The organism is Rhodococcus baikonurensis, assembly GCF_040489275.1.
Classification (GTDB): Bacteria; Actinomycetota; Actinomycetes; order Mycobacteriales; family Mycobacteriaceae; genus Rhodococcus_F; species Rhodococcus_F baikonurensis.
Map to the genome: position 1 here is coordinate 491,445 of NZ_JBEUOQ010000003.1, position 26,045 is coordinate 517,489.

The window sequence follows — 26,045 nt, forward strand, 5'->3', positions numbered from 1 at the left end:
ACGACGATCTTTGCACTGTGCAATACGATCGAACGCGGTGGATCAGCACATGACTCGAGACGTGAGTGAGCGCGCCAGGTACGCGCAGTCGGGCGCAGACCTGGCAGACATTGCCTTGCTCGGACCCGTTTCGACCAAAGTGGGCGATCGTCTGGTGCCCCTCCCGGGGCCGCGAGCTCGAACTCTCCTGGTGGCGCTGGCTCGCAATCCCGGTGAGCCACGTACCGCGCAGAGCCTGATCGACGACGTCTGGGGGCTGGAGCCGCCGCGCTCACCGATGAACGCGCTCCACACTCAGGTCTCGCGCCTGCGATCTGCACTCCCGGACGGGGCCCTCGAGGTGACGGCGGCCGGATACCGGCTCACTCTCGCTCGGGAGCGTGTCGACCTGGCCAGGGCAGCGGACGCGGCCCGTCGGTTGCGCTCGGGCGGCGCCGACGCGTCCGAGGCGCTTGCCGTCACGACCGACGCGCTGCGCCTGTGGCGCGGTACCCCCGGAAGCGACGTCGTCGGCGACGTCGCAGATCGCCTCGCGCTCGACGCGGGCCGCGTGTACGACGAACTGGAGTCGGCGCAGATCGACGCGTTGCTCACGTCGGGGGAGTACGCGGCAGCCATTCCACTGGTGCGAGGACGGCACCTGGCGAGTCCATTCGACGACACGGCAGCCGAAGCACTGATGCGCGCGCTCGCCGGAGCCGGCCGCGTCAACGAGGCACTCGAGGTGTTCGCGGAGTTTCGAAACCACCTCGCCAACCGTCTGGGCGCTGATCCGTCACCTGCGCTGGTGACTCTGAACGCAGAACTTCTGGGCGCGCCGGCAGCTACACCACGGGCTGCGCGTGCGATCGGTCTACGCGCTGCCCCCAACACCTTGCTCGGTCGCGATGGCGACATCGACCAGATCGAATCCTTACTCGCCCGCTCTCGCGTCGTCACGATTCTCGGACCCGGCGGTGCCGGAAAAACCCGTCTCGCACACGAATTGGGCCTGCGCGCATCCGTGAACCGGCCTGGCGTCTCGGTGGTACTCGTGGAGCTGGCGTCGTTGCGCAGCAGCGAAGACGTGATCGCAGCCATCGGCGGCACCCTCGGAATCAGCGAATCCGATCTGGCGCCAGGCAAATTGACCGTCGGCCGGACGCATTCGGCGCGAGAGCGACTCAAAGAGGCGCTGTCGGCCGGTCCGATGTTGCTCATCCTCGACAACTGCGAGCACGTGATCGGCGCGTGTTCGGAGATCGTGGCCGAGATGATCGCGGCCGGTCGTCAGCTGACGGTACTGACCACCAGTCGTTCGCCGCTCATGATCAGTGCCGAGGCGGTGTACCCGTTGCCGCCGTTGGCGATCGACGACGGAACCGGGTCGGCAGTCGAACTCTTCTCGGCGAGAGCCCGCGCGGTGCGGCCGTCCGTTCATCTGGACGTCGACGCGGTCGTCAAGCTGTGTACGACGCTCGACGGACTCCCGCTGGCGATCGAGCTCGCTGCCGCTCGGGTCCGCACGATGAGCGTCGACGAAATCGGTTCGAGACTGCGAGATCGGTTCGCGTTGTTGCGCTCCGACGATCCGACGTCTCCGGACCGGCATCGGACGCTGCACGCGGTGATCGACTGGAGTTGGAATCTGCTGGGCAGCGGGGATCAGATCGCGCTGCGTCGGCTGTGCCGATTCCCGGCAGGCTTCACGCTTTCTTCGGCGCAGGCAGTTGCAGGGTGGGGCGAGCTGACCGATGTGGCGGGCGCCGTCGAAGCTCTGGTCAATCAGTCGCTTCTTTCCGTCAGCGACGGACAGGGCGATCTTCGGTACTACATGCTCGAGACGGTCCGTGAATACGGCGAGGAGCAACTCGCCGCGTCCGGGGAGGGGCCGGAAGTGATTCGGCGCCTAGACGACTGGGCGATCGCGATCGCCGAGGACGCCGTCGTGCGATCACGAACGGACCAGCTTCGCCTGATTGCCGACTTGGACGCCGAGCACGACAACCTTCTCGCTGTTCTTCGCTGGGCCGTGGAGCGCGGCGACGCGGTTACGGTGGCCAACGTCTTTCCCGTCCTCGCGATTCTGTGGGCCGTACGAGGATCGAACTCGGAAATCTCGAACTGGGCGTCGAAGATCGTGGGGGCGACCGCGGACAACGATCTGCGCGACGTGAATGCGGAGTTGGTGGGCGCGACGTTCATCCTGGTGGCGATGCATCTCTTCTTCGGGGAGGCCGATCGAAACCATGCCCGTGCGCGGGTCCGCCTTCGAAAGCTGTTGCGCGAGCGCGATGATCTCGGTCCGTTGTTCGCATTTCTGATCAAGCTGACCACGAGTGGGATCGCCAACCACAAACTTGCGCGGTTGGTGGCCGAAGGCGTTCGCAGTTCCGATCCCGAGACCCGAATGGCGGCGCTGTCGGCGCGTTCGAACATGCGGGAGAACATCGGGGATCTGCGCGGTGCATTGCTGGACGGCGAGGCGTTGTTCGACTACGCCACCAGCATCGGTGACGAGTGGGGTCTGGCGATGGCGGCCCAACATGTCGGGTCGGTTCACAGCCAATCCGCCCGTTACGGCGAGGCCATCGAGTTCTACGCGATCGCGGCGGCGTCGATGGAACGTCTCGGTGCGCGTGACGAGGCGATGCAGCTCATCTGCTTTCAAGCCGGAGCGATGATCGCGGCCGGTGACACCGCTGGTGGTCGGGTACTTCTCGATCGGGCACGCCCGGCCTTGGCCCACTCGGGTGGGACCGGAGCCATCGAAACCGATCAACGGCGCGCGGCGCTCATGGCGAGTATCGCCGAGGCGGATCTCGCGGACGGCCGTATCGAGGACGGCCTGGCTCGGTATCGAGAAGCGCTGGAGCTGTTGGGTTCTGCGATCGAGAACATCTTCGGTGATCCCTTCGTCGTTCTGCTCGGTGCCGCGGCCGTGTGCGCTCACGCGGTTCACGGCCGGCACGAACTCGTGGCGGGTCGCGTTCTGCAGATGAAGGAGTCGAGTGCTCTCAAGCTCGATCCCAACGGTTACGCGGACCTGCCGCTCGCGGGCTCGTTGGCGTCGGCGATCGGGTCGTTCGATCTTGTGACGGGCAACATCGATCGCGGGGTCGAACTGATGGCACTGTCGTTGAAAATGCCGGGGAGACAGGACTTCGTCTCGCTCCACCATGCGCGCCTGTCCGACTTCGCTGTCGGTGTGGTCGGGTCCGACAGGTGGTCTGTGGAAACCGAGAAGGTGTCGGGCTACTCGCGCAGAGCGGTCCGCGAAGCAGTGTTGGCTGCGCTTCGCGGACCGGTGCTGGACTAGAGCTGGACGATGTTGCGGGACTTACGTCTTGCGCATGTACATCCGGACGGTCAGAGGTGCCATGACGGCAACGATCACCGCGGCGCCGACCAAGGACCAGACCACGTGGATGCCGAAATGGCCGTCGTTGGCCAGCTCGCGAACCGCGGTCACCAAGTGCGAGACCGGATTGACGTTGACGAACTTCTGAAGCCAACTCGGCATGGTGGCAGGATCGACGAACGCATTCGACAGGAATGTCAGCGGGAACAGCACGAGCATCGAAACGCCCTGCACCGTGGACGCTTTGTTCATCAGCACGCCCATGAGGGCGAAGATCCAGCTGATGGAGAACGCACACACCATGACCAGGATCGCAGCGGACAGGATGCCGACCACGCCGCCTGCCGGGCGGTATCCCATCGCGAAACCGACGATGAACGTGATCGTCGTGGCGATGCCGTAACGCACGACGTCGGCGAGCAATGCACCGGACAGCGGGGCGATGCGCGCGATAGGAAGGGACTTGAAGCGGTCGAACACACCCTTGTCCATGTCTTCACGAAGCTGGGTGCCCGTGACGATGGAACCGGTGATGACGGTCTGAACGAGAATGCCGGGGATGATCGTCGGCAGGTAGGCAGTCACGTCACCGGCGATCGCGCCGCCGAAGATGTAGGTGAACATCAACGTGAAGATGATCGGCTGGATGACGACGTCGAACAGTTGCTCGGGGTTGTGCTTGATCTTGAGAATTCCGCGGTACGCCATCGTGAACGTGTTCGCGAAGCTCTGCTGCAGACTGATCCGGCGGGGCGCAGAGTCCGGTTGCGCAATCGGCGACCGGGGTTTGGTGAGGGTGGTTGTCATGCGACGCTCCGATCGGAGTCGTTGTCGGACTGGGCGTCGTTGCGTCCACCGTCTTCGGGCTGGTGCCCGGTGATGGTCAGGAACACTTCGTCCAGGCTGGGTTTCTGTACGTTGATCTCGTCGACGGCGATACCTTGCTCGCGCAGGCGGATCAACAGGTCCGCAGTGATCGACGGGTCGCTCAGCGGGGCGGTGATCCGACCGACCTCGGGCGTGACACCCACCTCGACGCTCAGCGCAGCGGCGATGAGCGAGCGAGCTTCCTCGGTTCGATCACGATCGACCAACTTGAGCTGTAGCGAAGAGATCCCGACCGACGCCTTGAGTTCGTCGGCGGTGCCGTTGGCGATCACGCGGCCGCGGTCGATCACCGCGATGCGATCGGCCAACTGATCGGCCTCGTCGAGGTACTGCGTGGTGAGCAACACCGTCGAACCCTCGGCGACGAGTCGCCGGATGGTCACCCACATCTGGGCGCGGGTGCGCGGATCGAGGCCGGTGGTGGGCTCGTCGAGGAACAGCAGCGGCGGGCGAGCGATCAGGCTGGCCGCCAGATCCAGGCGTCGACGCATACCGCCGGAGAAGTTCTTCAGCGGTTTGGTCGCGGCCTCGACCAGGTCGAACTCCTCGAGGAGTTCGAGGGACTTGCTGCGTGCGTCGCGGCGGCTCAGACCGAGCAGCCGCGAGAAGATCACGAGGTTTTCGGTTGCAGTGAGGTCCTCGTCGACGGAGGCGTACTGCCCGGTGACCCCGATCAGGGAGCGGACCGCGGTGGGTTCACGGCTGACGTCGTGGCCGAAGATGCGTGCCTCACCGCCGTCGGGGCGTAGGAGGGTCGCGAGCATGCGGACGGTGGTGGTCTTGCCGGCACCGTTCGGCCCGAGGACGCCGAACACCGAGCCGGTGGGGACGGTCAGGCTGACGCCGTCGACCGCGCGGTGCTCGCCGAACTTCTTGACGAGTCCGTCGGCCTCGATGGCAAGAGGCGAAGCTGTGTGGTTCATGGAGTGAAGCTTGGCAGATCGATCTTGCATGGACCTTGCGTGGAACTTGCGGTTACTTGCACAGCGCGCGAGGTCGGTGCTCCACAACCGGCAAACACTCCCCAGACGGATCTTGCTCGTCGGTCCGCGGGCGCGGTGGCATCAGGCTCGCTGCATGGAAATTCTCACGCGGGCACAGGCACACCGCGACGGCACCAGCGACGAACAGTTGCAACGAGCGGTCAAGCGAGGTGAGCTGCACCGAATTGCGGCGGGGATCTACATGCGGGCCGATCACTTCCGCGAACTCGATGCGAGAGCACGCCATCGCTGCGCTGTCATGGCAGCCGCCGAAACCTGTGGACCCGGCGCAATCGTGAGCCATGCTTCGGCAGCTGTCATGCACGGATTGGATTGCGGCGGATTGCGATTGGACACCGTACACATGACGCGTAGCCGACCCTCGGGTGGGCGGAAGGGTCAGACCTTGCATCTTCACCCGGCGGTGGTCCCGCCCGAGGAAGTCGTGCTGATCGACGGTGTCGCAACGACGTCGTTGGCGCGAACGTTCGTAGACCTCGCGCGGACGACGTCGTTCGAGAACGCCGTGGTGATCGGTGATTGCGCCCTGCGACGTGGGATGAGACGTGAGGACGTCGACGCCTCTCTCGATCATGCGCGCGGACGGCTGGGGATGAGCCGGGCGCGGGTCGTGGCCGAGTTCGTCGAACCGGGTGCCGAGAGTCCCGGGGAGTCCATCAGCCGCGTACGGATGCGCGACGACGGTTGGCCGAAGCCGACTTTGCAGCACGAGATCCGTCACGGTGGACGGTTTGTCGGAAGGGTCGACTTCTTCTGGAAAGAGCACGGTGTGGTGGGCGAGTTCGACGGGATGGTCAAGTACCGCGGCGACGATCCGGGTAGGGCGGTCGAGCGCGAGAAACTGCGCGAGGACGCGATTCGGGACGCGGGGTTCGAGGTGTTCCGGTGGGTATGGGCGGATCTGCGCGACTTCGAACGCGTGCGGGAAAGGTTCGAGCGGGCTTGCCTCCGCGGAGCCGCGCGCTGATTGTGCAGCCGCGGCGCTGATCAGGCCTGCGGCTGAAGAAACGTGCTGCGGCTGCTAGCTGAACCGAGCAACCAGGGCGGCGCGATCGAGCTTGCCCGGGCCACGGAGGGGGAGCGCGTCCACGACGAACAACTCGCGCGGCGCTGCGGTCACGTCGAGTGTCCGCTGAGCATGTGTGCGCAACTCCTCGAGCGTCGGAGCTTCGCCCTCGGCTACGACGACGGCCACCACCCGCTGCCCGAGTCGCGGGTCTTCGATGCCGATCACCGCGCACTCGCGAACGGCGGGGTGATCGGCCAGCGCGGCCTCGACGACCTGCGGTACGACGGTCAGTCCGCCGGTGGAGATTGCCTCGTCCAACCGGCCGCTGATGCGCAGAACTCCGTCGACCACTGATCCGGCGTCGTCGGTCCGGAACCATCCGGGTTCGGCGAACGCGGGGTGGTCGGGAAGCCCACGATACCCGGACGCGAGCATCGGTCCACCCAGTAGAACCCGGCCGTCGTCGATGCGAATCCTTGCCCCGGACAACGGGATTCCGTCGTACACGCAGCCGCCGGAGGTCTCGCTCATCCCATAGGTGCGGACGACGGTGATGCCCGCTTCGGTGGCCTGCGCGAGCACCGGCGCAGGCGTCGCAGCGCCGCCGAGCAGAACGGCGTCGAGCGAAGCCAACGCCTCGACCGCAGCGCGATCACCGAGCGCCTTGACCAACTGCGTCGGCACCAACGAGGTGTAGCGACGCGGTCCGCTCATCGCGGCGACGGCGCCCGGAAGCGCTGCCGGGTCGAAACCCGCACTGACGTCGACGATCACCGGCTGTGTTCCGGCGAGCACACTGCGCAACAGAACCTGCATACCGGCGATGTGGTGCGGGGGCAGGACCAGCAACCAGGATCCGGTGCCGCCGAGGCGTTCGTGGGTCGCGTCGCCGCTGGCTCGCAGTGCAGCTGCGGTGAGCATTGCCCCTTTGGGAGTGCCGGTGGTTCCCGACGTGGCGACCACCAGCGAAATACCGTCGTCGATGGGCTGATCGGGGTGCAGAGCGTCGCTCAGGCGAGCTGTCTCGCGTGCGTCGGCCGCCGGGACGGGGAGCACGGCGTCCTGCTCGCCGCCCAGGATCTGCGCGATGCGCGGCAATACCTCGAAGACCGCCTCGCCCTGCGGAACCGCGAGCGTGCGAAGAACGTTCACCGGATGTCCGGCCCGGCAAGCGGCCAACCACCGTCAGCCAGATGGCTTCGCACGCGGTCGACGTCGGTTTCGAGAGGCATCTCGTTGGTGATCTTCGTGATGAGGACCTGGATGTCGGTCTTCTCGATGGGCAGATCGCCGTCCTCGATCAACGCGTCGGCGACGGCGTCGACCTCGGATTCGGAGAGTCTGCGGGTGAGGAGGGCGAAGAGCGGGATGTAGTCCTGCTCGGGGACGCCGTTGGGATAGCCGGCCCGCAACCAGCCGACTATCGACGTGAGGAAGGGCGGAAGGGCCATGACGTCAGCTCACGTCTCGAACTTCGTTGTCGGCGTCCGCGTCTTCGATAACCGGCCATCCACCTGCGCGCAGTCTTTCGGTGACACGATCGACGTCGTCCTCGGAGGGCTCCTCGTTGAGGATTCCCTCGATGATGGCGCGGATGGTGTCGTAGTCGACGTGCCGGTCCGGTACCTCGTGTGCGGACTCGACGGACATCGAAACGACCTGCTCGATCTCCTCGTCGGTCAGGCGACGACGGAGAACCGCGAGCAGCGCGAAATGATCCTTGTCCGGGATGCCCTCGGGGTACCCGGCACGCAGCCAGTCGAGCACGCTGCGCAATGAATACTTGCTCAAATCCTCGGCCTCATTTTCGTTTCGGTGGTTTCAGTGGTGTAGCGCGACGACCACTCAGAAGACGTGTATTCCGAACGTGCTGGCCAAGAAGTTCTTCATCAACAACAGTATTCCGGCGAAGATCGTGACGAGCACGACCGCAAAACAGAGGTACGCACCCATTTTACCCAGGGTGGACGGTCCTTCGGTGCCGTCGGCGTTCGGCAGGCTCAGCGACTTGAGGCCGAAGGCGAAGATCGCCGGAAGTCCCGCTCCGAAGAGCAGTCCGACTGCCACTACCTGCCAGAGCGAATCGAGGGTATCGGTCAGTAGATGCATTCTCTTGCGCCCCTTTCAGGAGTTGCGGGTGGCTTCGGTGGACGGAGTGGGTTCGGCTGCCGGGATCTCGGCAACTGCCGCATCTGAATTCTCGTCCCATTCGGCAGTCACGTTCGCCGCGTCTACGGGTTCCTTACGCGAGCGTATGTACATGAAGATCGCGAAGGCGATGAGTGCAGCGAAGACGACGAGCACGCCGGCCAGTCCGCCGATCAGATGCGCGAGTGCCCAACAAATGGCGCCGACGACCGCGGCCGACGGCAACGTGATCAGCCAGGCAGCGGCCATCCGGCCCGCGACGCCCCAGCGGACCTCGGCGCCCTTGCGGCCGATGCCGGTACCGAGGATGGATCCGGTGGCGACGTGAGTGGTCGACAGGGGGAGTCCGAGGTGGCTCGACGTGAGGATGATGGCGGCGGACGACGCTTCGGCAGCAAGTCCCTGCGGAGCGGCGATCTCGACGAGGCCCTTGCCCAGGGTGCGGATGATGCGCCAACCGCCGAGGTAGGTCCCGAGGGCGATCGCGACGGCACAGGTGAACTTCACCCAGAACGGCATCTCGGTCTCGGCGGTGATGGTGCCGTGAGCGACGAGGGCCAAAAAGATGACGCCCATCGTCTTCTGGGCGTCATTGGTGCCGTGTGCAAGTGAGATCAGTGAGGCGGTGCCGATCTGTCCGAAACGGAAACCGCGCTCGCGCTCGTCTTCCTTCACGGATGCGGTGATGCGGTACACGAGCTTGGTGCCGACGCCGGCGACCAGTGCCGCGACGACCGGCGCGAGGATTGCGGGGACGACGACCTTGGTCAGAACTCCACCCCACTCGACTCCGCCCATACCGATGGAGGCGATTGCGGCGCCGATCAATCCGCCGAACAGTGCGTGCGAGGAGCTCGACGGCAATCCGAGAAGCCACGTCGCCAGGTTCCAGATGATTCCGCCGACAAGACCGGCGAACACGATCAGCAGCAGATCCTGCCCGCTGACCGCGCCGAGGTTGACGACACCTTTGGCCACCGTCGCTGCCACCTCGACGGACAGGAACGCACCGACCAGGTTCAGGATCGCGGAAAGTGTGACCGCAACTTTGGGCTTGAGTGCACCGGTCGCGATGGAGGTGGCCATTGCGTTACCGGTGTCGTGAAAACCATTCGTGAAATCGAACGCGAGGGCGGTGACAACTACCACCAGGAGGATTACGAGCTCTGCGGTCACAACGTGAATTGTGCGTATCGAACGCGTAAAAGTACAGCGAACGGGATGCGAACAGGGGCTCCGTGGAGTACGTCCCCGTGCGTGGGCTGCGGCGCTGCCGTTCGCGATGTGTTCAGCGCCACGAAATCGGAACCCTGTGTGGGACCTCACTTTTTGGTCTCACTCACCGGGAAGGCACATTCGGACCGTTTTAAACGCTGATTACCTACGGGCACCGAGCGCACCGGAACAGGGGTTTCACCCCTGTTTCTCGGTGTCTGTCAGTGAGAAGGAGAGCTCCGACCGTGAAGCCCAACAAGTCCACGAAGCTGATCGTGGCACTCGCCGCGACCGCCGTTCTGGCGTCAGCCTGCGCATCGAATCGTGGTGACGATCCCTACGCCGTCGCTGTCGGCGGATCCGGCGTCGGCGCCGACCTCGCGTCGAGCACCTCCGATGCGAAGTTCGGCACCCTCGATTCGCCGTGTGGCGAAGGCGACGCCACCGGCGCAACCGATCAAGGCGTCAGCGACACCGAGATCAAGATCGGGTTCGGTGACGACCGCGGGTACGTGAAGTCACCGGGGCTGAACAAGGAAATGAGCGATGCCGTCAACGCGCTCATCTCTTGGTGCAACGATCAGGGCGGCATCAACGGCCGCAAGGTCGTCGGTACCGACTACGACGCCGCGATGACGCAGGCCAACTCGGTCATGCAGGAAGCGTGCGCGAGTCAGTTCATGATGGTCGGGTACGGCTTCGCCATGGATCAGACCGCCGAGCAGACGCGTGTCGCCTGCAACCTGGTGTCCGTACCGGGCTTCACCGTCTCGCCGGACGCCGCGAACGGACCCATGACCTTCCAGGGAGTTCCGTTCCCCGTCGACTACGCGAACGGTTCGCAGTGGTTCCAGATGGCCGAGATGCACCCCGATCTGGTGAACGACTTCGACGTCGTCAACAGCACGATGCCCACGATCATCAGCTCCACCACGAAGATTCGTTCGATTGCCGAGGCCGCGGGCTTCAAGCTCAAGGATTGCGGCGTCACACTCAACTACGAGGGCGAATCGAGCTACGTGCCGTTTGCCGAGAAGTACAAGGAGTGCGGCGCGAAGGGTATCTGGACGTCACGATCGGCGAGCCCGTCGGAGCTGAACTTCGTGAAGGCCCTCGACCAGGTCGGGATCGACCCCGTCTTCTTCGGCGAAGCCACCTGGTACGGCGCGACCGTCTCGGATTGGAACAAGGACACCGGACTGCTCGACAACCTCAACGCGGGCATGACCTTCCAGATGCTCGAGAACGCGGACAAGGTGCCCGCAGTGAAGAAGTACGTGGATCTGGTCTCCGAGCAGGGCGGCAAGACGGCGCTCCTCGGGATGCAGGCGGCGTCGTCGTTCCTGTTGTGGGCCGCCGCCGCGGACGAGTGCGGCAGCGATCTGACGCGCCAGTGCATGGTCGACGAACTCTCGAACATTCACGAGTGGGACGGCGGCGGATTGCATGCCGTCACCGATCCCGGCAAGAACATGCCGGCCACCTGCGGCCTCATGACCTCGCTGAAGGGCAATACCTACGCGCAGGCGTTCCCGTCCACCGTGGGCGAATTCAAGTGCGACCCCAAGTACCTCGTCGCGACCGACAAGAGCACCTGGGGAACCGAACTCGGCGCTGACCGCGTGTCGACGAAGTACCAGAACGCCAACGTCATCAAGCCGCAGTCCTGATTCTTCCGACTCGGGCGGCGCGCGCCAACCGCCGCCCGAGTCCCTAACGAGGGTTCAGCCATGAACACTTTTGTCACTTTCACGATCCTGGGCCTGGTCCTGGGGTCGGTGTACGCGATCGCCGCCTCCGGGTTGGTGCTCACGTACAACACGTCAGGCATCTTCAACTTCGCGCACGGTGCACAGGCAATGCTCGGTGCGTTCATCTACTGGCAGTTGCGCTACGGCTGGGAACTTCCCACCGTCGTCGCCTTGCTGATTTCACTGGTCCTCGTCGGTCCACTGATGGGTCTCGGGCTCTACGTCCTGATCATGAAGGGCCTGCGCGATACTGCCGAGGTCACAAAAATCGTTGTGACGGTGTCGATCCTGCTCGGAATGCTCTCGATTTCGCACTGGTTCTGGCATCCCGAGACCGCCCGAACGATGCAGATGTTCTTCGGGGATCAGTCCAAGATCACGGTGTTCGGAGCGAGCATCCGCTACCACGAGTTGATCTGCATCCTCGTTGCGATCGCAATCGCAGTCGGCCTGCGTGTTCTTTTCACACGCACCCGCGCCGGTGTTGCGATGCGCGGCGTCGTCGACGATCCGGAACTACTGCGCCTCAACGGCCACAACCCGGAGCGTCTCGCGGCACTGTCCTGGGCGATGGGTTCGACGCTCGCAGTGCTGGCCGGCATCCTGATCACCCCGATCAGCGGCGGCACACTCGAGGCGAACATGTTGACGCTCTTGGTGATCGACGCGTTTGCCGCGGCCATGTTCGGCCGGTTGCGCAGCATTCCGCGCACGTTTGTCGGCGCCGTGGTTCTCGGCCTTGCCGGTACGTACGTGTTGGCGTACTTCCCGACCAGTTGGAGTTGGACGTCGAACTTCCGTGTCTCCCTGCCGATGATCGCGCTGTTCGTCGTGCTCATCGTCCTACCTCAGGACCGGTTGCGCGGTGCGGTCACTCGCACTCGTGAGCGCTACCACGTGCCGAGCGTCCGCAAGGCCGTCGTCTGGGGCGTGGCGCTGATCGTCATCGTGTACCTGATCCGTCTGCTGATGGTGACGTCCGCCGTCACGACACTGACCATCGGAATGACGTTCGCGATCATCGCGCTCTCGCTCACACTCCTCACCGGCTACGCGGGTGAATTGAACTTGGCGCCGGTATCTTTCGGTGCTATCGCCACCATCGTGGCCTTTCACTTCGGGATCTCCGGTTCCGGGTTGGCTGCGCACCTCAACCTGTGGGGCATCGTCGTCGGAGTCCTGGTCACCGCAGTCATCGGCGGCCTCGTCGCCCTGCCGGCGCTGCGGCTGAGAGGGCTGTATCTTGCGCTTGCAACCATGGCCTTCGGAGTGTTCCTCTCCAACATGGTTCTTCGTGACACCACCGAACACGAGATGTTCGGCATGAAGTACTCGCTGTTCAAGGACGGCAACATCGCCCTCCCGCCGCTGAAAATCGGCCCGCTCGATCTGAGCAACGAGACGGTGTTCCTGATGACCGTGACCGCCCTGTTCTCGGTACTCGGCGTCGGCGTCATCGCGTTGCGTAACAGCGGTTACGGGCGCCGACTCGCTGCGATGAAGGACAGCCCGGCCGGTTCGGCCATGCTCGGTCAGAGCCTGGTTCGGCTCAAGCTGAGCGTCTTCATGATCTCTTCGGGGATCGCCGGACTCGGCGGCATTCTGATGTCGAGCGCCATGGGGTCCGTCTCGGGCGAGAGCTTTGCCATCATGGTCAGCCTCTCGCTGCTCATGCTGACCGTCGTCGCAGGAATCGGATACGTCACCGGCGCACTGTTCGGTGGGCTCATGGCCGGAATCGGTTTTGCCGTCATCATGGTCTCGTTCACCAATCTGGCTTCGGCGCAACCGGAGCTGGAGGGAATGTGGCTGCTCTTCGGCAACATCGCCGCGGTGAGCCCGGCGCTGATCGGTATCGGTGTCGGCGCGAACCCCAGTGGCACCGTGCACAGCGTGATCGAGGGCTACCGACGGCTCGCCGATGCCAAGCCGGTTCTGATCGGCGGCGCCGCGGTCGTTCTGCTGACCTACGTCCTTGCTCTGACCGGCGTTTTGGGCAACTGGTGGTTCGCGTCCATCACGATCGCAGTGGTGTTCATGCTGCCGGTGATCGGTGAGATGGTGATGCCCCGTGCGGTTCTCACCACGGAAGAACTGGCCGCCAAGGCAACAGTCGTCTCCGAGGACGTCGGGATCGACGTCCCGTACAGTCCCGAGATCCGTGACGAGATCGACCGCGAACTGGGGCTTCCTCAGTACCAGGGCAGCTCGCGGAAGGAGTTGACCGCCCATGTCTGATGCACCACTACTCGAAACACGCGGTGTGAGTGTTCGTTTCGGCGGGCACGTCGCGGTCAAAGACGTTTCGCTCACCGTTCAACCCGGAACCGTGACCGGACTGATCGGACCGAACGGCGCCGGCAAGACGACGCTCTTCAACACCATCACCGGGCTGCAGAAACCCACCTCCGGTCAGGTGTTTCTCGGCGGCGTCGACGTGACGAAGCTGCCCCCGCACAAGCGGGCAGGTCGCGGGCTGGCACGTACCTTCCAGCGGCTCGAGTTGTTCGTCTCGCTGTCGGTGCGTGACAATCTGCGCGTCGCCGGCGACATCCACAAGGCGAACGGCCGCAACAAGATCGACGTGGACAGCGAGACCGATCGTCTGCTGGAGCTGACCGGGCTGACGGATGTCGCGGACAAGGATGTCGCAGACATCCCCACCGGACGCGCTCGCGTCGTCGAAGTTGCGCGAGCCCTCATGACCGACCCGCGAGTGCTTCTGCTCGACGAACCGGCCTCGGGTCAGACCGAGCAGGAAACCGAGGTCTTTGCCGAGATGCTCACCGAACTGGCAGCGGGGGGACTCGGAATCTGTCTGGTCGAGCACGACATTCCACTGGTGATGAAGGTGTGCTCGACCATCCACGTACTGGACTACGGCGCAGTCCTCGCCTCGGGTGATCCGGAGAAGATCCGGACGGATCCGGAAGTGATCGCGGCCTACATCGGGACCGAGGAGGAGGCAGTATGACTTCAGCGAAAATTGGCGCGGTGAAAATCGACGAGGGATTACGCGGCGCCGACCGCCCCGAACCGCTGCTCGAACTCTCCGGTGTCCGTGCCGGTTACGGATCCATCGAGGTTCTGCACGGGGTCGATCTGGTTCTCGAACCCGGCGCCGTGGTGGCGCTACTCGGACCCAACGGTGGTGGCAAGACGTCGACGCTCAAGATCTGCTCGGGTGTCCTTCCGGTCACCCGCGGCGAGTTCCGGCTCGCGGGCCAGGTCGTGAACGGCGTCGAGCCTTCGGAGTTGGCTCGGCTGGGGGTCTGCTCCATCCCCGAGGGACGCGGGATCTTTGCCAACCTCACTGTGCGGGAAAATCTGTGGATCGCGACCGGAACCGGCGTCGGCTTGGCCGAACTCGAAGAGGTTGCGTACGGCAGGTTCCCGATCCTGGGGGAGCGGCGTGGTCAGTTGGCGGGATCGATGTCCGGTGGCGAGCAGCAGATGCTGGCGCTGTCTCGGGCACTCGGCACTCACCCGACGGTGCTCCTGCTCGACGAGCTGTCGATGGGTCTCGCACCTCGAATCGTCTCGCAGATGTACGACGTCGTCGGCTCGCTTGCAGCCGAAGGCATTTCCATTCTGGTTGCCGAGCAGTTCGCACGAGCGGTGCTCCCCATCGCGACCTCGGCCGCACTGATGTTGCAGGGACGCGTCGTGAAGACCGGCGATCCACACGACATCGAAAACGAACTTTCTACCAGTTATCTAGGAGGATGACGATGACTACTCTCGCCGAAGATCGCCGTGAGGAATTCAAGAAGAACATCGCAGAGTTGAAGCTGGACAAGAAGCAGGCAGGCGGCGACGCGGCGACGCGCATCGCAGGCCTGGTGCTCATGGTCGTCGGAGTGGTCGGCGCCTTCGTCGTCTACATCTCTTCGCTGACGCTCTCGGACCTACGGGATCTGGTGTCGTACCAGATTCTCACCGTGGTTTTCCTCGCCCTGACAGTGGTCGGTGCTGCGCTCTTCCTGGCCGCATCGGTGGCAAAGGTGCTGCGGCTGTGGTTGGTTCGCCAACTGCTCGAGGGCCAGGCCCAGACAGATCAGATCTCGCAGGCGCTGAGCACGCGCAACTGATCTCTGCGAAGAACCGACAGATGCCCGCCACGGAAGTTCGTGGCGGGCATCTGTCGCTGCTCGACTAGTCCGCCGGCGGCCGGGAATCTTTTCGGATCGGATGATCCTCGGGAATCTGCACCATCACGATCGGCGTCCCGTCGGGGTCGGCGATCCACATCTCGTGCAGACCCCACGGTTCCTGCCTCGCCTCGCGGGCGATCTTGACTCCGGCGAGAACCAGTTCGGTCTGCACCGCAGTGAGATCACGGACCTGCAGCCAGATCGCGCCGCGAAACCCACCCTCGCCGGTGCCACCGTGAGCGGCGACTTCGATCAGCCCTTGGCCGGCGAAGAAGACTGTGCCGCCGGGGTATTCACGAGCGATCGCCAGACCGAGGGTGTCTCGGTAGAAGCTCAGCGTTCGTTCGTACTCGCTCGGGCGCAATATGGTACGGCTACTCAGAATCTCCACGTCCGGCCTCCCGTCTCACACCTACTGTCTCAGAAGTACCAGGGATATGGTGACCAGTCGGGGTCACGCTTTTCGAGGAACGAGTCGCGACCCTCGACGGCCTCGTCGGTCATGTACGCCAAACGTGTTGCCTCACCGGCGAACAGCTGCTGACCGACCAATCCGTCGTCCTGCAGGTTGAATGCGTACTTGAGCATCCTCTGCGCCTGCGGCGACTTGCCGTTGATCTTGCCGGCCCAGTCGATCGCGACGTTCTCGAGTTCCGCGTGGTCGACAACCTTGTTGACGGCGCCCATCTGGTGCATTTCCTCGGCGGTGTACGTCTCACCCAGGAAGAAGATCTCGCGGGCGAACTTCTGGCCCACCATCTTTGCCAGGTAGGCGCTGCCGTATCCGCCGTCGAAGCTTCCGACGTCGGCGTCGGTCTGCTTGAAGCGCGCATGCTCGCGGCTGGCGAGCGTCAGGTCGCACACCACGTGCAGGCTGTGGCCGCCGCCCGCGGCCCAGCCGTTGACCAGACAGATGACTACCTTCGGCATGAAGCGGATCAGTCGCTGGACCTCGAGGATGTGCAGGCGTCCCGCGCGTGCTTTGTCGACGGTGTCCGCCGTTTCACCTTCGGCGTACTGGTAACCGCTGCGACCACGGATGCGCTGGTCTCCGCCGGAGCAGAACGCCCAGCCGCCGTCCTTCTCGCTCGGTCCGTTGCCGGTGAGGAGCACTGCGCCTACGTCGGAGGTCATACGTGCGTGATCGAGGGCCCGGTACAACTCGTCGACGGTGTGCGGGCGGAACGCATTACGTACTTCCGGTCGGTCGAAGGCAACGCGAACGGTGCCTTGGCTGACGTGCCGGTGGTACGTGATGTCGGTGAGGTTCTCGAATCCGGGGACAGGGCGCCAGAGCTGCGGGTTGAAGGTCACCTGAGCCACGATAGAGGCAAGCGTCGCGCGTCTAACGGATACCTGAGGTAGAACACGTTCCCGGGCGCGCTAACGTGCAGGTCATGAGCGAACAAACCGCAGATGGCACGGAGATCGTCACAGACGGTGAGAACCGGGGCGGATTTCCGCGGTTCCGGCACACTCCCGCAGGTCCGGACTTCGGGCGTTTCGTCGAGGCTATGCGCAGGTTGCAGGACCTTGCGGTCTCGACCAACGTTCCCGACGACGTACTCGCTGACATCGCCACGCAAGCCGAAGAGCTTGCCGATCGGCTGACGCCGTACGAGGTGCCGGAGGGCAAGTCACCTGCGGGCTCCAACATCCAACTGCCCGGACGCGGCAGCCTCCTCATGCTCCCGTGGATGGTCGAGAAGTTCGACACCGAAGGTGTCCGCAGTACCGGCGTCTTCCGCCGCTACCACCTGGGTGGCAACGGCGCCGCTCACGGCGGTGTACTGCCCCTGTTGTTCGACGACATCTTCGGGATGACGGTCCACGCGGGTGGCCGTCCGATCTCCCGGACCGGTTACCTCCACATCAACTACCGCGCGATCACTCCGCTCAACACGCAACTGGTGATCGAAGGGAAGGTGGATCGGGTCGAGGGGCGCAAGACCTTCGTCAGCGCGCGCCTGACCGACCTCGACGGCAAGCTCCTCGCCGACGGTGATGCGCTCATGATCGAACTGCTTCCAGGACAGCCCTGACATGTTCCCCTCGTTCGACGATCTGATCGCGGACGCCGTGGTACTCGCGCTGCCGATGCGAGTTCGCTTTCGCGGCATCACGACTCGTGAGGCTCTGCTCGTTCGTGGCCCGGCCGGGTGGGGAGAATTCGCCCCCTTCGTAGAGTACGACGACGGCGAGGCGTCGCAGTGGTTACTCGCCGGGATCGAGGCGGCGTGGCTGGGGCCACCGCCTGCGCTTCGTCCGGCAGTGCCCGTGAACGCCACTGTTCCGGCGATCGACGCGTCTGCCGTTCCGCAATTGTTGGAGCGTTTCCCCGGGGCCCGGACCGCCAAGGTCAAGGTCGCCGAGAAGGGACAGTCGTTGGCGCAGGACGTCGCCCGGGTGAACGAGGTGCGTCGGCACATCCCGAACGTGCGCGTCGACGCCAACGGCGGTTGGAACGTGGACGAGGCGATCACGGCTTTGCGTGCCATCACCGAAGACGGTGAACTCGAATACGCCGAGCAGCCGTGTGCAAGCGTCGAGGAACTGGTCAGAGTCCGCGCGGCGGGGACCGGTGTGCGGATCGCTGCCGACGAGAGCATTCGCCGTGCCGAGGACCCGCTGCGTGTCGTACGAGCCGGAGGAGCGGACGTCGCCGTCGTGAAGGTGCCGCCGCTGGGCGGGATGCGTGCTGTGGTGGCGCTGTCGGCGCAGCTGGCGGACTACGGGGTACCGGTGGTGGTCTCGAGTGCGCTGGACACGGCTGTGGGGATGTCCGCGGGACTGGCGGCCGCGGCAGCCTTGCCCTCGCTTCCGTTTGCCTGTGGTCTCGGCACGGGTGGCTTGTTCGTCCGGGATGTCGCGGTCACCGAAGCAGCCGCCGACGGCGCTTTGTCCGTTGGTGCCGTCGAGCCTGATCCGGTTCTGCTCGAGACGTTGGCGGCGCCCGCCGACCGGCGCGACTGGTGGTTGGAGCGCGCCAGGCGCTGCCATCGGATACTCGGCAGTAGAGACCAGCCGAATTTCGTATAGTCTCGGGCGCGACCTGATGAACATCAGTGAAGAATGAAGGGATCGAAAGTGGTTGCAGCTCTGAACGAAACCCTGCTCGAGGAATCACGGGTTCCCGCGGTCGTCGCGGACGTGCAGACCTTGATCGACGCAGAGGTTTCGGATAAGTCGGGGGCCTCAGGGCTGGCTCTCAAGGGTGGCTACGGTGCGGTCAAGAAGGTGAGTCCGTCCATCGTGCCGGACGCCGTCACCGCGCTTCTGCCGGCTTTCGTGGCAAAGCTCGAGCCGTACTGGCAGGAATTCTCGGCTTCCGGTGAAGGCAGCTTCGCCGATTTCATCAGTGCCCGCGGCGACGCGGTCGCCGATTCCCTCCTCGAGGTGACGGACGAGCGCATCGAGGGTAGCGACAAGGCTGTCGTCAAGTCGATGTACTCGAAGCTGCGCGGTTCGGCCAAGAAGCATGTGACTGCAGCTCTGCCGCGTCTGGGCGATGTGATCCAGAAGCACGCTGCATAAGCGAACGTAAAACAACGAGTGGCCCGGGAGTTTCTCCTGGGCCACTCGTCGTTGTCGGTGCTTTTGTCAGTGAGCCGAATGTCCGTGACGCCAGAAACCGGTGAAGGTGATGTCGGTTTTGGCGAACTTTCGGTCGTTCACGAGATGTCGACGCAGCCCTGTGGTGAGAGCCTGTTCGCCGGCGACAAACGTGTACGACGGCCCCTCGGGCAGCTCGGCAGCGCGGACGGTTTCGAGCGTGAGAACACCCGGCGTCGCATGTTCGTCCTCGCGAACGAGCCAGTGAACGTTGACGTTCGCCAGCTCCGGAATGTCTTGCTTGTCTTCGATGTTCGGAATCTCGACGAAGACCTCGGCACGCAGATCTGCGGGCGCGGTTTCCAGAATGCCGATGATCGCTGGGAGCGCACTCTCGTCGCCGACGAGCAGTTGCCACTTGGCCTCGGGTGTGGGGTTGTAGATGCAGCCTTCGTCCAGCAGCGCGACCTTGTCGCCGGCCGACGCGGTGTCCGCCCACGCGGATGCCGGGCCGATGTCGCCGTGGTAGGCGAAGTCGATGTCGATCTCCGTGGTCTCGCCGAAGAGGCCTGCTCCGGCAGCACGGTAGGCGCGAATCGTGTAGTTGCGCACGACGGGTCGCGTGTCCTTGGACATCAACAGGTACTGCGCGTACCAGAGATTGCTTGCCGCGCTCGGCAATCGGAGTTCACTCTGGCCGACCTGTGGAATGAACATGCGGAACCACTGATCGGCACCCATCGGTGCGATGGTGGACAGTTCTTCGCCGGCGATGGTCACTCGGATGAAGCTGGGGCTTATACGTTTGTTCGCCACGACCTGCGCCGACACGATGCTGCGTGAGGCCGGTTTCACGAACTTGGCGCGCTTGGCCATGACTGGTTGCTCCCTGATTATCTGTTACTCGTACCTAATCAGGTAACCCTAACCTGATTTAGGGTCGCTGTGGAGTGGTGGGTCTGTCCTTTTCGACGACTTCGGGCGGAAGACCCCATTGCGCTCGGCCGAGTCGGCTCATCGGTGCGATTGCCGCGAAGTCCGGTAGCCCGTCGTCGGCGACGGCCTCGGGACGTACTGCGACCGCGACCACGTTTCCCATCACGACAAAGGAATTACCGACCTCGATGACCTGGTGGAGCGTGCATTCGATGGCGATCGGGGAGTCGGCGACCCGGACGGGGCGAACCCGCTCGCTCGGCTCGCTGCGAATGTTCAACTCGAGAAATTCGTCAGCCTCGGCGTCGTAGAAGGCGGAACTCTCGTTCACCACGTCGGCGAGCGCGGCGGTCGCCAGGTTGATCACGAATTCGCCGGTCGCTTCGATGTTGCGCAGACTGTCCTTGCGTCCGACCGACGTGAACTGCACGATCGGCGGCGCCGAACTGGCCACGGTGAAGAAGCTGTACGGAGCCAGATTGCCGACGCCGTCGGCCGACACCGTGGACACCCACGCAATCGGCCGGGGAACCACCGAAGCGGTGAGTAACTGATAGAACCGGCGGGGTTCGAGCTCGGCTGGATCGAAGAGTGTGCGCACCCGCACATAATGCCGCTCCTCGCTGCCCCTCGGCACGCCTGCACCTGAACATCTGACACTCTTGAAGGCGTGAATCCGTCCACTGCACAAGCCACAGCCGTCGTCGACGAACTGGTTCGTGGTGGCGTGCGTGAAGTCGTGCTGTGTCCAGGCTCTCGCAACGCGCCCCTCGCATTTGCCCTCCAGGCTGCCGATCTCGACGGCCGGTTGCGTCTGCACATGCGGATCGACGAGCGGACGGCCGGCTTTCTGGCACTCGGACTGGCAATCGCCGGTAAACGTCCGGTCCCCATCGTGATGACCTCCGGGACCGCGGTCGCGAATCTCGGACCTGCGGTCCTCGAGGCCAACTACGCGCGAGTGCCGTTGGTGGTCCTGAGCGCTAACCGGCCGTACGAGATGCTCGGCACCGGAGCCAACCAGACCGTCGAGCAACTCGGGCTCTTCGGCAGTCAGGTCCGCGCAACCATCAGCCTGGGCTTGGCCGAGGACGATTCGACGCAGAACAGCCAATGGCGCTCGGCGGTTTGCCGGGTCCTCGCCGCTGCCCGCGGAACCCGATCCGGAAACGCAGGTCCGGTGCATTTCGACATCCCACTCCGTGAGCCGCTGGTGCCGGACGTGCACGTCCAGGGACCGGTTCCGGAAGGCCGTCCCGGCGGTGCAGCCTGGACCACCACCCAGAACGCGACGCTCGATGTTCCGGTCGATCTGGACCTCACCGCAGATACGGTGGTCATTTCCGGACACGGCAGCGCACTTCGACCCGAGCTGGCCGGCCTGCCGACGGTGGCCGAGCCGACGGCTCCGATGCACGGGATCGCACTGCATCCACTCGCGCTCTCGCAACTCAAGCCCAAGCAGGCGATCATCACCGGCCGCCCGACGTTGCATCGTCAGGTCTCGAAGGTGCTGGCCGACCCGAGCGTCGACGTCTATGCGCTGACAACCGGGCCGCGCTGGCCCGACGTGTCCGGCAACGTACTCGCCACCGGAACCAGGGCAGTGGTCACCGGGACGCCCGATCCCGCCTGGATTGCTCGCTGCGCCGCGCTGACCGAACACGCCGAAACTGCCGTCCGCAAACAACTCGACGCCCACCCCAAGGCCACCGGCCTACACGTGGCAGCTGCTGTGATGGATGCTCTCGCGGACGGCGACCAGCTTCTGCTCGGCGCATCCAACCCTGTTCGCGATGCGGCACTCGTGAGCTATCCCAAGCCCGCCGTGCGGGTGCTGTCGAATCGCGGCGTCGCAGGTATCGACGGCACCGTCTCGGCGGCGGTCGGTGCCGCATTGGCGTACGAGGGCGGACGGACCGTCGCTCTCATGGGCGACCTGACCTTCCTGCACGACGCGTCCGGGCTGCTGATCGGGACCGGTGAGCCGAGGCCGAGCGACCTCACCATCGTCGTAGCCAACGACGACGGCGGCGGTATCTTCGAGCTCCTCGAACAAGGCGACCCGCAGTACGCCGGCGTCTTCGAGCGAGTGTTCGGAACACCCCACGGCATGGACCTCGCTGCGCTGTGCGCCGCCTACCGCGTGCCGCACGCAGCGGTCACCGTCGACGCCCTGGCAACGACGCTCGCGCAACCGGCCAACGGCATTCGGGTTCTCGAGGTCGCGACGGATCGCAGTGGACTGCGCGAACTCCACGCTTCCGTGCGGGCACAGCTGTGACGCAAACGGTTCTGCGTCGCCTCCGCATCGGCGTACTGGTGGTTGCGGTAGGCATTTCGGTGCTCGCGGTGATCCTGGTTCTCGGCGCCTGGCGCAACGATCGGACCATCGAATCGAACATGGGGACCGCAACCGCCGAGGTGCTCTCGGCGGGCTCGCTACGGTCGGCGATCAGCTTCGTGACTCCGGACGGCGCGAATCACAACCCTGAACTGGGCGTGCTCTATCCCACCAATCTGACTGTGGGACAACGTATCGAAGTCGAGTACTCCAAGGTCGACCCCGATTTGGTCCGGGTAGCGGGACGCAACGCGACGGTGGCGCTGATCCCGGCCGGATCCGTGATCGTCGTGACATGGCTCCTGGCAGGACCGTCGATCTGGTACCTGCGCAAGCGGGAAGCGCAGGCGGCAGGTTCGGCGCCGGTCGCCTCGAGTTAGTTCGCGCTTCGCCCGAACTTCACACGAACATGACGTGGACTTTTCCTGGCCCTGTCACCGTTCTCGATGTGAGAGTAGCCATCGTTGCGGAGTCATTCCTGCCCAACATGAACGGCGTCACCAACTCGGTACTACGCGTGCTCGAACACCTCGATCGCACTGGCCACGACGCCATGGTCATTGCGCCAGACACCGTCGGATCCGACACCTCTGCCGCCACCGAACACGACGGCGTGCAGGTAGTTCGGGTGCCGGCCGTCATGGTTCCCAAAGTCAGTTCACTTCCCGTCGGTCTGCCGCAACCACGCCTGACCACAGCCGTGCGGACCTTCGCGCCCGACGTCGTCCATCTGGCATCGCCGTTCCTGCTCGGCGCCGGGGGAGTGGCCGTCGCCAAGAGGCTCGGGATCCCCACCGTCGCGGTGTACCAAACCGATGTCGCCGGATTTGCCGAAAGCTACGGGCTCGGCGTCACGAGCCGCGCCGCGTGGGCGTGGACCCGTCGAATCCACAAGAGCTGCAACAGGACCCTCGCGCCCTCCACGTCGGCAGTCGACGCGCTCGAAGAGCACGGCATTCCGCGTGTGCACCGATGGGCCCGGGGCGTCGACGCACAACGATTCGCGCCTTCGCGTCGTAGTTCGGTGTTGCGGCAGTCCTGGATCGGTGACAGCGACCGGTTGGTGGTCGGTTTCGTCGGTCGCCTCGCGCCCGAAAAGCACGTCGAGCGACTGGCCGTGCTGGCCGCCGATCCCAGTGTGCAGATCGTCGTCGTCGGCGACGGCCCGGACCGGCAGAATCTGCAGCGACTGATGCCGGACGCGATCTTCACCGGACAACTCGGCGGTACCGACCTGGCCGATGCGTACGCGAGCCTGGACGTATTCGTTCACCCCGGCGAGCACGAGACCTTCTGCCAGGCGGTCCAGGAAGCTCTCGCCAGCGGTGTCCCCGTCGTGGGACCGGACGCCGGCGGCCCGCGTGACCTGATCTCGCATTGCCGCAACGGCTACCTCCTGCCGACCGACAGGTTCACCGAACTCCTGCCAAGCGCCGTCGACGCACTTCGTCAGCGGGATCTGCGGGTGCAGTTCGGCTCCGCGGCAAGGCGCTCGGTGCTGCACCGGACCTGGCCGGCAATCTGCGAAGAGTTGCTCCGCCACTACGAGGACGTGCAGGGCCTCGGGCGGCGAACAGGTGTCAGAGCAGCCTGAACGCCCTCGCTGCTCGAGGGTTGGTAGCGTTTCGGGTGTGGCCACTACACACGGAACCCGAGCAACTCTCGAGAAGCAACCGCACGAAGTCGCGTCGATGTTCGACGACGTCGCGGAGCGATACGACCTCACCAACACCGTGCTGTCCTTCGGCCAGGACAAGGGTTGGCGCAAGGCCACCCGCGAAGCCCTCGACCTCAAGCCGGGCGAGAAGGTACTCGACCTCGCCGCCGGAACCGGTGTCTCGACCGTCGAACTGGGACGCTCCGGTGCGTGGTGCGTCGCCACCGACTTCTCCAAGGGAATGCTGAAGGCCGGAATCTCGCGCAAGGTCCCGATGGTCGCAGGTGACGCGATGTACCTGCCCTATGCCGACAACGTCTTCGATGCCGCGACGATCTCCTTCGGCCTGCGCAACGTCTCCGACTTCGAGGCCGGACTGCGCGAGATCGCCCGCGTCACCAAGCCGGGCGGTCGTCTCGTCGTCAGCGAGTTCTCGACGCCCGTCTTCGGACCCTTCCGCACGGTCTACATGGAATACCTCATGAAGGCGCTCCCGCGGGTCGCACGCACTGTCAGCAGTAACCCCGACGCCTACGTCTACCTCGCCGAATCGATCCGTGCCTGGCCGACCCAGGAAGAGTTGGCCCGCAAGATCGAGGCGGCCGGGTGGAAGAACGTCAAGTGGCGCAACCTCACCGGCGGAATCGTGGCGCTGCATTACGCCACTGCCTGAACCTGCTGTGCGCCTTTATTAACCCCCGGCGGTTAATAAAGGCGCACAGCACTTGCTCAACCGAACAGCGGTCGGGAGTCGATCTTTCTCGACGCGGCCCCCGACGCGCGCCAGGCCTTCGCCGTCAGATCGGCGTCGGCATCGGTGACGAGGTTCCCCATGACCCGCACGGCGACCGTCATCAGCGCACGTGAGCGCATCGCGATCGGACCCGATGCCGGCAGGAACTGCGGAACCGTCAGCAGGCCTGCGAGCCGGCGCGCGACCGAGAACGCCTGCCCGTAATGCTCCCGAAGCACGCTCGGCCACAGTTGCGTCAGATCGTCGGCGCCGAGCTGTTCGACCACCAAACGTCCGCCTTCGAGGCCGTAGTCGATACCCTCACCGTTGAGCGGGTTCACGCACGCCGCGGCGTCACCGATCACGGCCCAGTTGCGTCCGGCGATGTTCGAAACTGCTCCACCCATGGGTAGCAAAGCCGAAGCGACGGAATGTATTTCGCTGCTCCACTGCCACTCGCCTCGGCGCTGATCGGTGTAGAGGTCGAGCAAGGGTCGCAGGGCACCTGGTGCCGGACGCTTGGACGTCGCCAGTGTCCCGACTCCGATGTTCACCTCGCCGGTGCCGAGCGGGAAGATCCAGCCGTACCCCGCCTGCAACGTGCCCTCGCCGTCCCGCAGTTCCAGATGCGAGGTGATCCACGGATCGGCGCTGCGCGGCGTCGCGACATACGCGCGTGCCGCGACGCCGTACGCGGTGTCCCGGTGCCACTGCCGTCCCAGCTTCTTGCCGAACGTCGAGCGAACGCCGTCGGCGATGATCAGCGTCCGACAACGAAGGGTGCTGCGTCCCGAGGGGCCGGCGAGTACGACGGCGGCTACTCGATCACCGTCGAGTTCGACGTCCACTGCTTTGGTGCCCTCGACCATGACCGCGCCGGATTCGACTGCGCACCGGCGAATGGCGTCGTCGAGTTCGGTGCGGGGGATGGCACTGCCGATCGGCGGGAACGACGTCCCCGGCCACTCGAGTTCGAGTTCTTGTCCGAAACCGGACAACCGCAGGCCCTTGTTTGTCGTATGTGACCGAACCCACTCGCCGAGGCCGAGGAGATCCAGTTCGGCTACGGCGCGCGGAGTGAGTCCATCACCACAAGTCTTGTCTCGCGGGAACACGGCGGCGTCTACGAGCACGACGTCTCGGCCGCTGCGGGCGGCCCATGCAGCGGCCGAAGAACCCGCGGGACCTGCGCCGATGACCACAATGTCGGTTTCGGTCGGAAGCGAATCGACGACGGGGGACTGCTCTTCTACGGACACACTCACATCTTCCCAGGCCCGCGATCGCCACCGTGGCGAGGCCGTCCCGAGTGCG

Annotated in this window: 26 protein-coding genes; 14 read left to right on the forward strand and 12 right to left on the reverse strand. The window is 64.7% G+C overall.

Annotation, left to right across the window (positions count from 1 at the left end; genetic code table 11):
* Positions 1-49: 49 nt before the first annotated feature.
* Positions 50-3,298, forward strand: a complete 3,249-nt coding sequence (locus ABWI03_RS10010) for an AfsR/SARP family transcriptional regulator (RefSeq protein ID WP_235171654.1) — start codon at positions 50-52, stop codon at positions 3,296-3,298.
* A 21-nt stretch (positions 3,299-3,319) separates the two neighbouring features.
* Here ABWI03_RS10010 and ABWI03_RS10015 read toward each other — a convergent pair whose 3' ends face one another.
* Positions 3,320-4,147 carry an ABC transporter permease gene (locus tag ABWI03_RS10015; protein WP_095970354.1) on the reverse strand — a complete coding sequence of 276 codons (828 nt, stop codon included), beginning with the start codon at positions 4,145-4,147 and terminating at the stop codon, positions 3,320-3,322.
* A complete protein-coding gene (locus ABWI03_RS10020; RefSeq protein WP_095970353.1) occupies positions 4,144-5,151 on the reverse strand; it encodes an ATP-binding cassette domain-containing protein in 1,008 nt (335 codons plus the stop codon). Before ABWI03_RS10020 ends, ABWI03_RS10015 begins: the two co-directional genes overlap by 4 nt.
* A gap of 154 nt (positions 5,152-5,305) precedes the next feature.
* On the opposite strand from ABWI03_RS10020, the gene ABWI03_RS10025 reads away from it, so the two are divergent.
* Positions 5,306-6,199, forward strand: a complete 894-nt coding sequence (locus tag ABWI03_RS10025) for a hypothetical protein (protein WP_296553662.1) — start codon at positions 5,306-5,308, stop codon at positions 6,197-6,199.
* Between the two features lie 54 nt (positions 6,200-6,253).
* On the opposite strand, the gene menE is transcribed toward ABWI03_RS10025, so the two are convergent.
* From menE to ABWI03_RS10050, 5 genes are read right to left on the reverse strand one after another with little or no spacing between them, the layout of a single operon-like run.
* On the reverse strand, positions 6,254-7,393 hold the full coding sequence (gene menE / locus ABWI03_RS10030; protein WP_298774204.1) for an o-succinylbenzoate--CoA ligase: 1,140 nt from the start codon (positions 7,391-7,393) through the stop codon (positions 6,254-6,256).
* Positions 7,390-7,692: a DUF3349 domain-containing protein gene (locus ABWI03_RS10035; RefSeq protein WP_095970351.1), complete on the reverse strand. Its 303-nt coding sequence runs from the start codon at positions 7,690-7,692 to the stop codon at positions 7,390-7,392. The genes menE and ABWI03_RS10035 overlap by 4 nt, the downstream gene beginning before the upstream one ends.
* 4 nt (positions 7,693-7,696) lie before the next feature.
* A complete protein-coding gene (locus ABWI03_RS10040) occupies positions 7,697-8,032 on the reverse strand; it encodes a DUF3349 domain-containing protein (protein WP_296553660.1) in 336 nt (111 codons plus the stop codon).
* A 54-nt stretch (positions 8,033-8,086) separates the two neighbouring features.
* Positions 8,087-8,350 (reverse strand): hypothetical protein, encoded by a 264-nt coding sequence (locus ABWI03_RS10045; RefSeq protein WP_003942079.1) that lies wholly within the window; start codon positions 8,348-8,350, stop codon positions 8,087-8,089.
* 15 nt (positions 8,351-8,365) lie between these two features.
* Positions 8,366-9,565, reverse strand: coding sequence for an inorganic phosphate transporter (locus ABWI03_RS10050; protein ID WP_095970349.1), 1,200 nt, complete (start codon positions 9,563-9,565; stop codon positions 8,366-8,368).
* A 284-nt stretch (positions 9,566-9,849) separates the two neighbouring features.
* Here ABWI03_RS10050 and ABWI03_RS10055 point away from each other — a divergent pair, with 284 nt between their 5' ends.
* The 5 genes from ABWI03_RS10055 to ABWI03_RS10075 are packed head-to-tail and all read left to right on the forward strand — an operon-like array spanning position 9,850 to position 15,446.
* Positions 9,850-11,274, forward strand: a complete 1,425-nt coding sequence (locus ABWI03_RS10055) for an ABC transporter substrate-binding protein (RefSeq protein WP_298774207.1) — start codon at positions 9,850-9,852, stop codon at positions 11,272-11,274.
* A gap of 60 nt (positions 11,275-11,334) precedes the next feature.
* A complete protein-coding gene (locus ABWI03_RS10060) occupies positions 11,335-13,593 on the forward strand; it encodes an ABC transporter permease (RefSeq protein ID WP_298774209.1) in 2,259 nt (752 codons plus the stop codon).
* Positions 13,586-14,329 (forward strand): ABC transporter ATP-binding protein, encoded by a 744-nt coding sequence (locus ABWI03_RS10065; protein ID WP_020968954.1) that lies wholly within the window; start codon positions 13,586-13,588, stop codon positions 14,327-14,329. Before ABWI03_RS10060 ends, ABWI03_RS10065 begins: the two co-directional genes overlap by 8 nt.
* A complete protein-coding gene (locus ABWI03_RS10070) occupies positions 14,326-15,084 on the forward strand; it encodes an ABC transporter ATP-binding protein (RefSeq protein ID WP_283376732.1) in 759 nt (252 codons plus the stop codon). The genes ABWI03_RS10065 and ABWI03_RS10070 overlap by 4 nt, the downstream gene beginning before the upstream one ends.
* 2 nt (positions 15,085-15,086) lie before the next feature.
* Positions 15,087-15,446: a hypothetical protein gene (locus tag ABWI03_RS10075; protein WP_003942018.1), complete on the forward strand. Its 360-nt coding sequence runs from the start codon at positions 15,087-15,089 to the stop codon at positions 15,444-15,446.
* Between the two features lie 64 nt (positions 15,447-15,510).
* Here ABWI03_RS10075 and ABWI03_RS10080 read toward each other — a convergent pair whose 3' ends face one another.
* Positions 15,511-15,900, reverse strand: a complete 390-nt coding sequence (locus ABWI03_RS10080) for a VOC family protein (RefSeq protein ID WP_235171661.1) — start codon at positions 15,898-15,900, stop codon at positions 15,511-15,513.
* 29 nt (positions 15,901-15,929) lie between these two features.
* Positions 15,930-16,823: a 1,4-dihydroxy-2-naphthoyl-CoA synthase gene (locus ABWI03_RS10085; RefSeq protein ID WP_024487301.1), complete on the reverse strand. Its 894-nt coding sequence runs from the start codon at positions 16,821-16,823 to the stop codon at positions 15,930-15,932.
* An 83-nt stretch (positions 16,824-16,906) separates the two neighbouring features.
* Here ABWI03_RS10085 and ABWI03_RS10090 point away from each other — a divergent pair, with 83 nt between their 5' ends.
* Genes ABWI03_RS10090 through ABWI03_RS10100 form a run of 3 tightly spaced genes read left to right on the forward strand, consistent with a single transcriptional unit; the run spans position 16,907 to position 19,043 of the window.
* Positions 16,907-17,551 carry a PaaI family thioesterase gene (locus ABWI03_RS10090; RefSeq protein ID WP_095970475.1) on the forward strand — a complete coding sequence of 215 codons (645 nt, stop codon included), beginning with the start codon at positions 16,907-16,909 and terminating at the stop codon, positions 17,549-17,551.
* Position 17,552: 1 nt separating this feature from the next.
* Positions 17,553-18,548, forward strand: a complete 996-nt coding sequence (locus ABWI03_RS10095; protein ID WP_298774222.1) for an o-succinylbenzoate synthase — start codon at positions 17,553-17,555, stop codon at positions 18,546-18,548.
* A 48-nt stretch (positions 18,549-18,596) separates the two neighbouring features.
* The gene (locus tag ABWI03_RS10100) at positions 18,597-19,043 is read left to right on the forward strand and encodes a DUF6918 family protein (protein WP_003941973.1); all 447 of its coding nucleotides are present in this window, start codon (positions 18,597-18,599) and stop codon (positions 19,041-19,043) included.
* A gap of 66 nt (positions 19,044-19,109) precedes the next feature.
* Here ABWI03_RS10100 and ABWI03_RS10105 read toward each other — a convergent pair whose 3' ends face one another.
* Both ABWI03_RS10105 and ABWI03_RS10110 read right to left on the reverse strand, forming a co-directional pair.
* On the reverse strand, positions 19,110-19,937 hold the full coding sequence (locus tag ABWI03_RS10105; RefSeq protein WP_050655828.1) for a siderophore-interacting protein: 828 nt from the start codon (positions 19,935-19,937) through the stop codon (positions 19,110-19,112).
* Between the two features lie 58 nt (positions 19,938-19,995).
* Positions 19,996-20,598: a flavin reductase family protein gene (locus tag ABWI03_RS10110; RefSeq protein ID WP_235171663.1), complete on the reverse strand. Its 603-nt coding sequence runs from the start codon at positions 20,596-20,598 to the stop codon at positions 19,996-19,998.
* A gap of 69 nt (positions 20,599-20,667) precedes the next feature.
* Between ABWI03_RS10110 and menD the strand changes: the two genes are divergently transcribed.
* From menD to ABWI03_RS10130, 4 genes are all read left to right on the forward strand, one after another.
* Positions 20,668-22,281: a 2-succinyl-5-enolpyruvyl-6-hydroxy-3-cyclohexene-1-carboxylic-acid synthase gene (gene menD / locus ABWI03_RS10115; RefSeq protein ID WP_060939060.1), complete on the forward strand. Its 1,614-nt coding sequence runs from the start codon at positions 20,668-20,670 to the stop codon at positions 22,279-22,281.
* Entirely contained in the window at positions 22,278-22,721 is a 444-nt protein-coding gene (locus ABWI03_RS10120) for a DUF3592 domain-containing protein (RefSeq protein WP_124568219.1), read from the forward strand. Before menD ends, ABWI03_RS10120 begins: the two co-directional genes overlap by 4 nt.
* 68 nt (positions 22,722-22,789) lie before the next feature.
* Positions 22,790-23,935: a glycosyltransferase family 4 protein gene (locus tag ABWI03_RS10125; protein ID WP_298774233.1), complete on the forward strand. Its 1,146-nt coding sequence runs from the start codon at positions 22,790-22,792 to the stop codon at positions 23,933-23,935.
* Positions 23,936-23,972: 37 nt separating this feature from the next.
* Positions 23,973-24,671: a demethylmenaquinone methyltransferase gene (locus ABWI03_RS10130; RefSeq protein ID WP_042925614.1), complete on the forward strand. Its 699-nt coding sequence runs from the start codon at positions 23,973-23,975 to the stop codon at positions 24,669-24,671.
* A gap of 56 nt (positions 24,672-24,727) precedes the next feature.
* Here ABWI03_RS10130 and ABWI03_RS10135 read toward each other — a convergent pair whose 3' ends face one another.
* Entirely contained in the window at positions 24,728-25,990 is a 1,263-nt protein-coding gene (locus ABWI03_RS10135; RefSeq protein ID WP_435054142.1) for a geranylgeranyl reductase family protein, read from the reverse strand.
* Positions 25,991-26,045 lie beyond the last annotated feature (55 nt).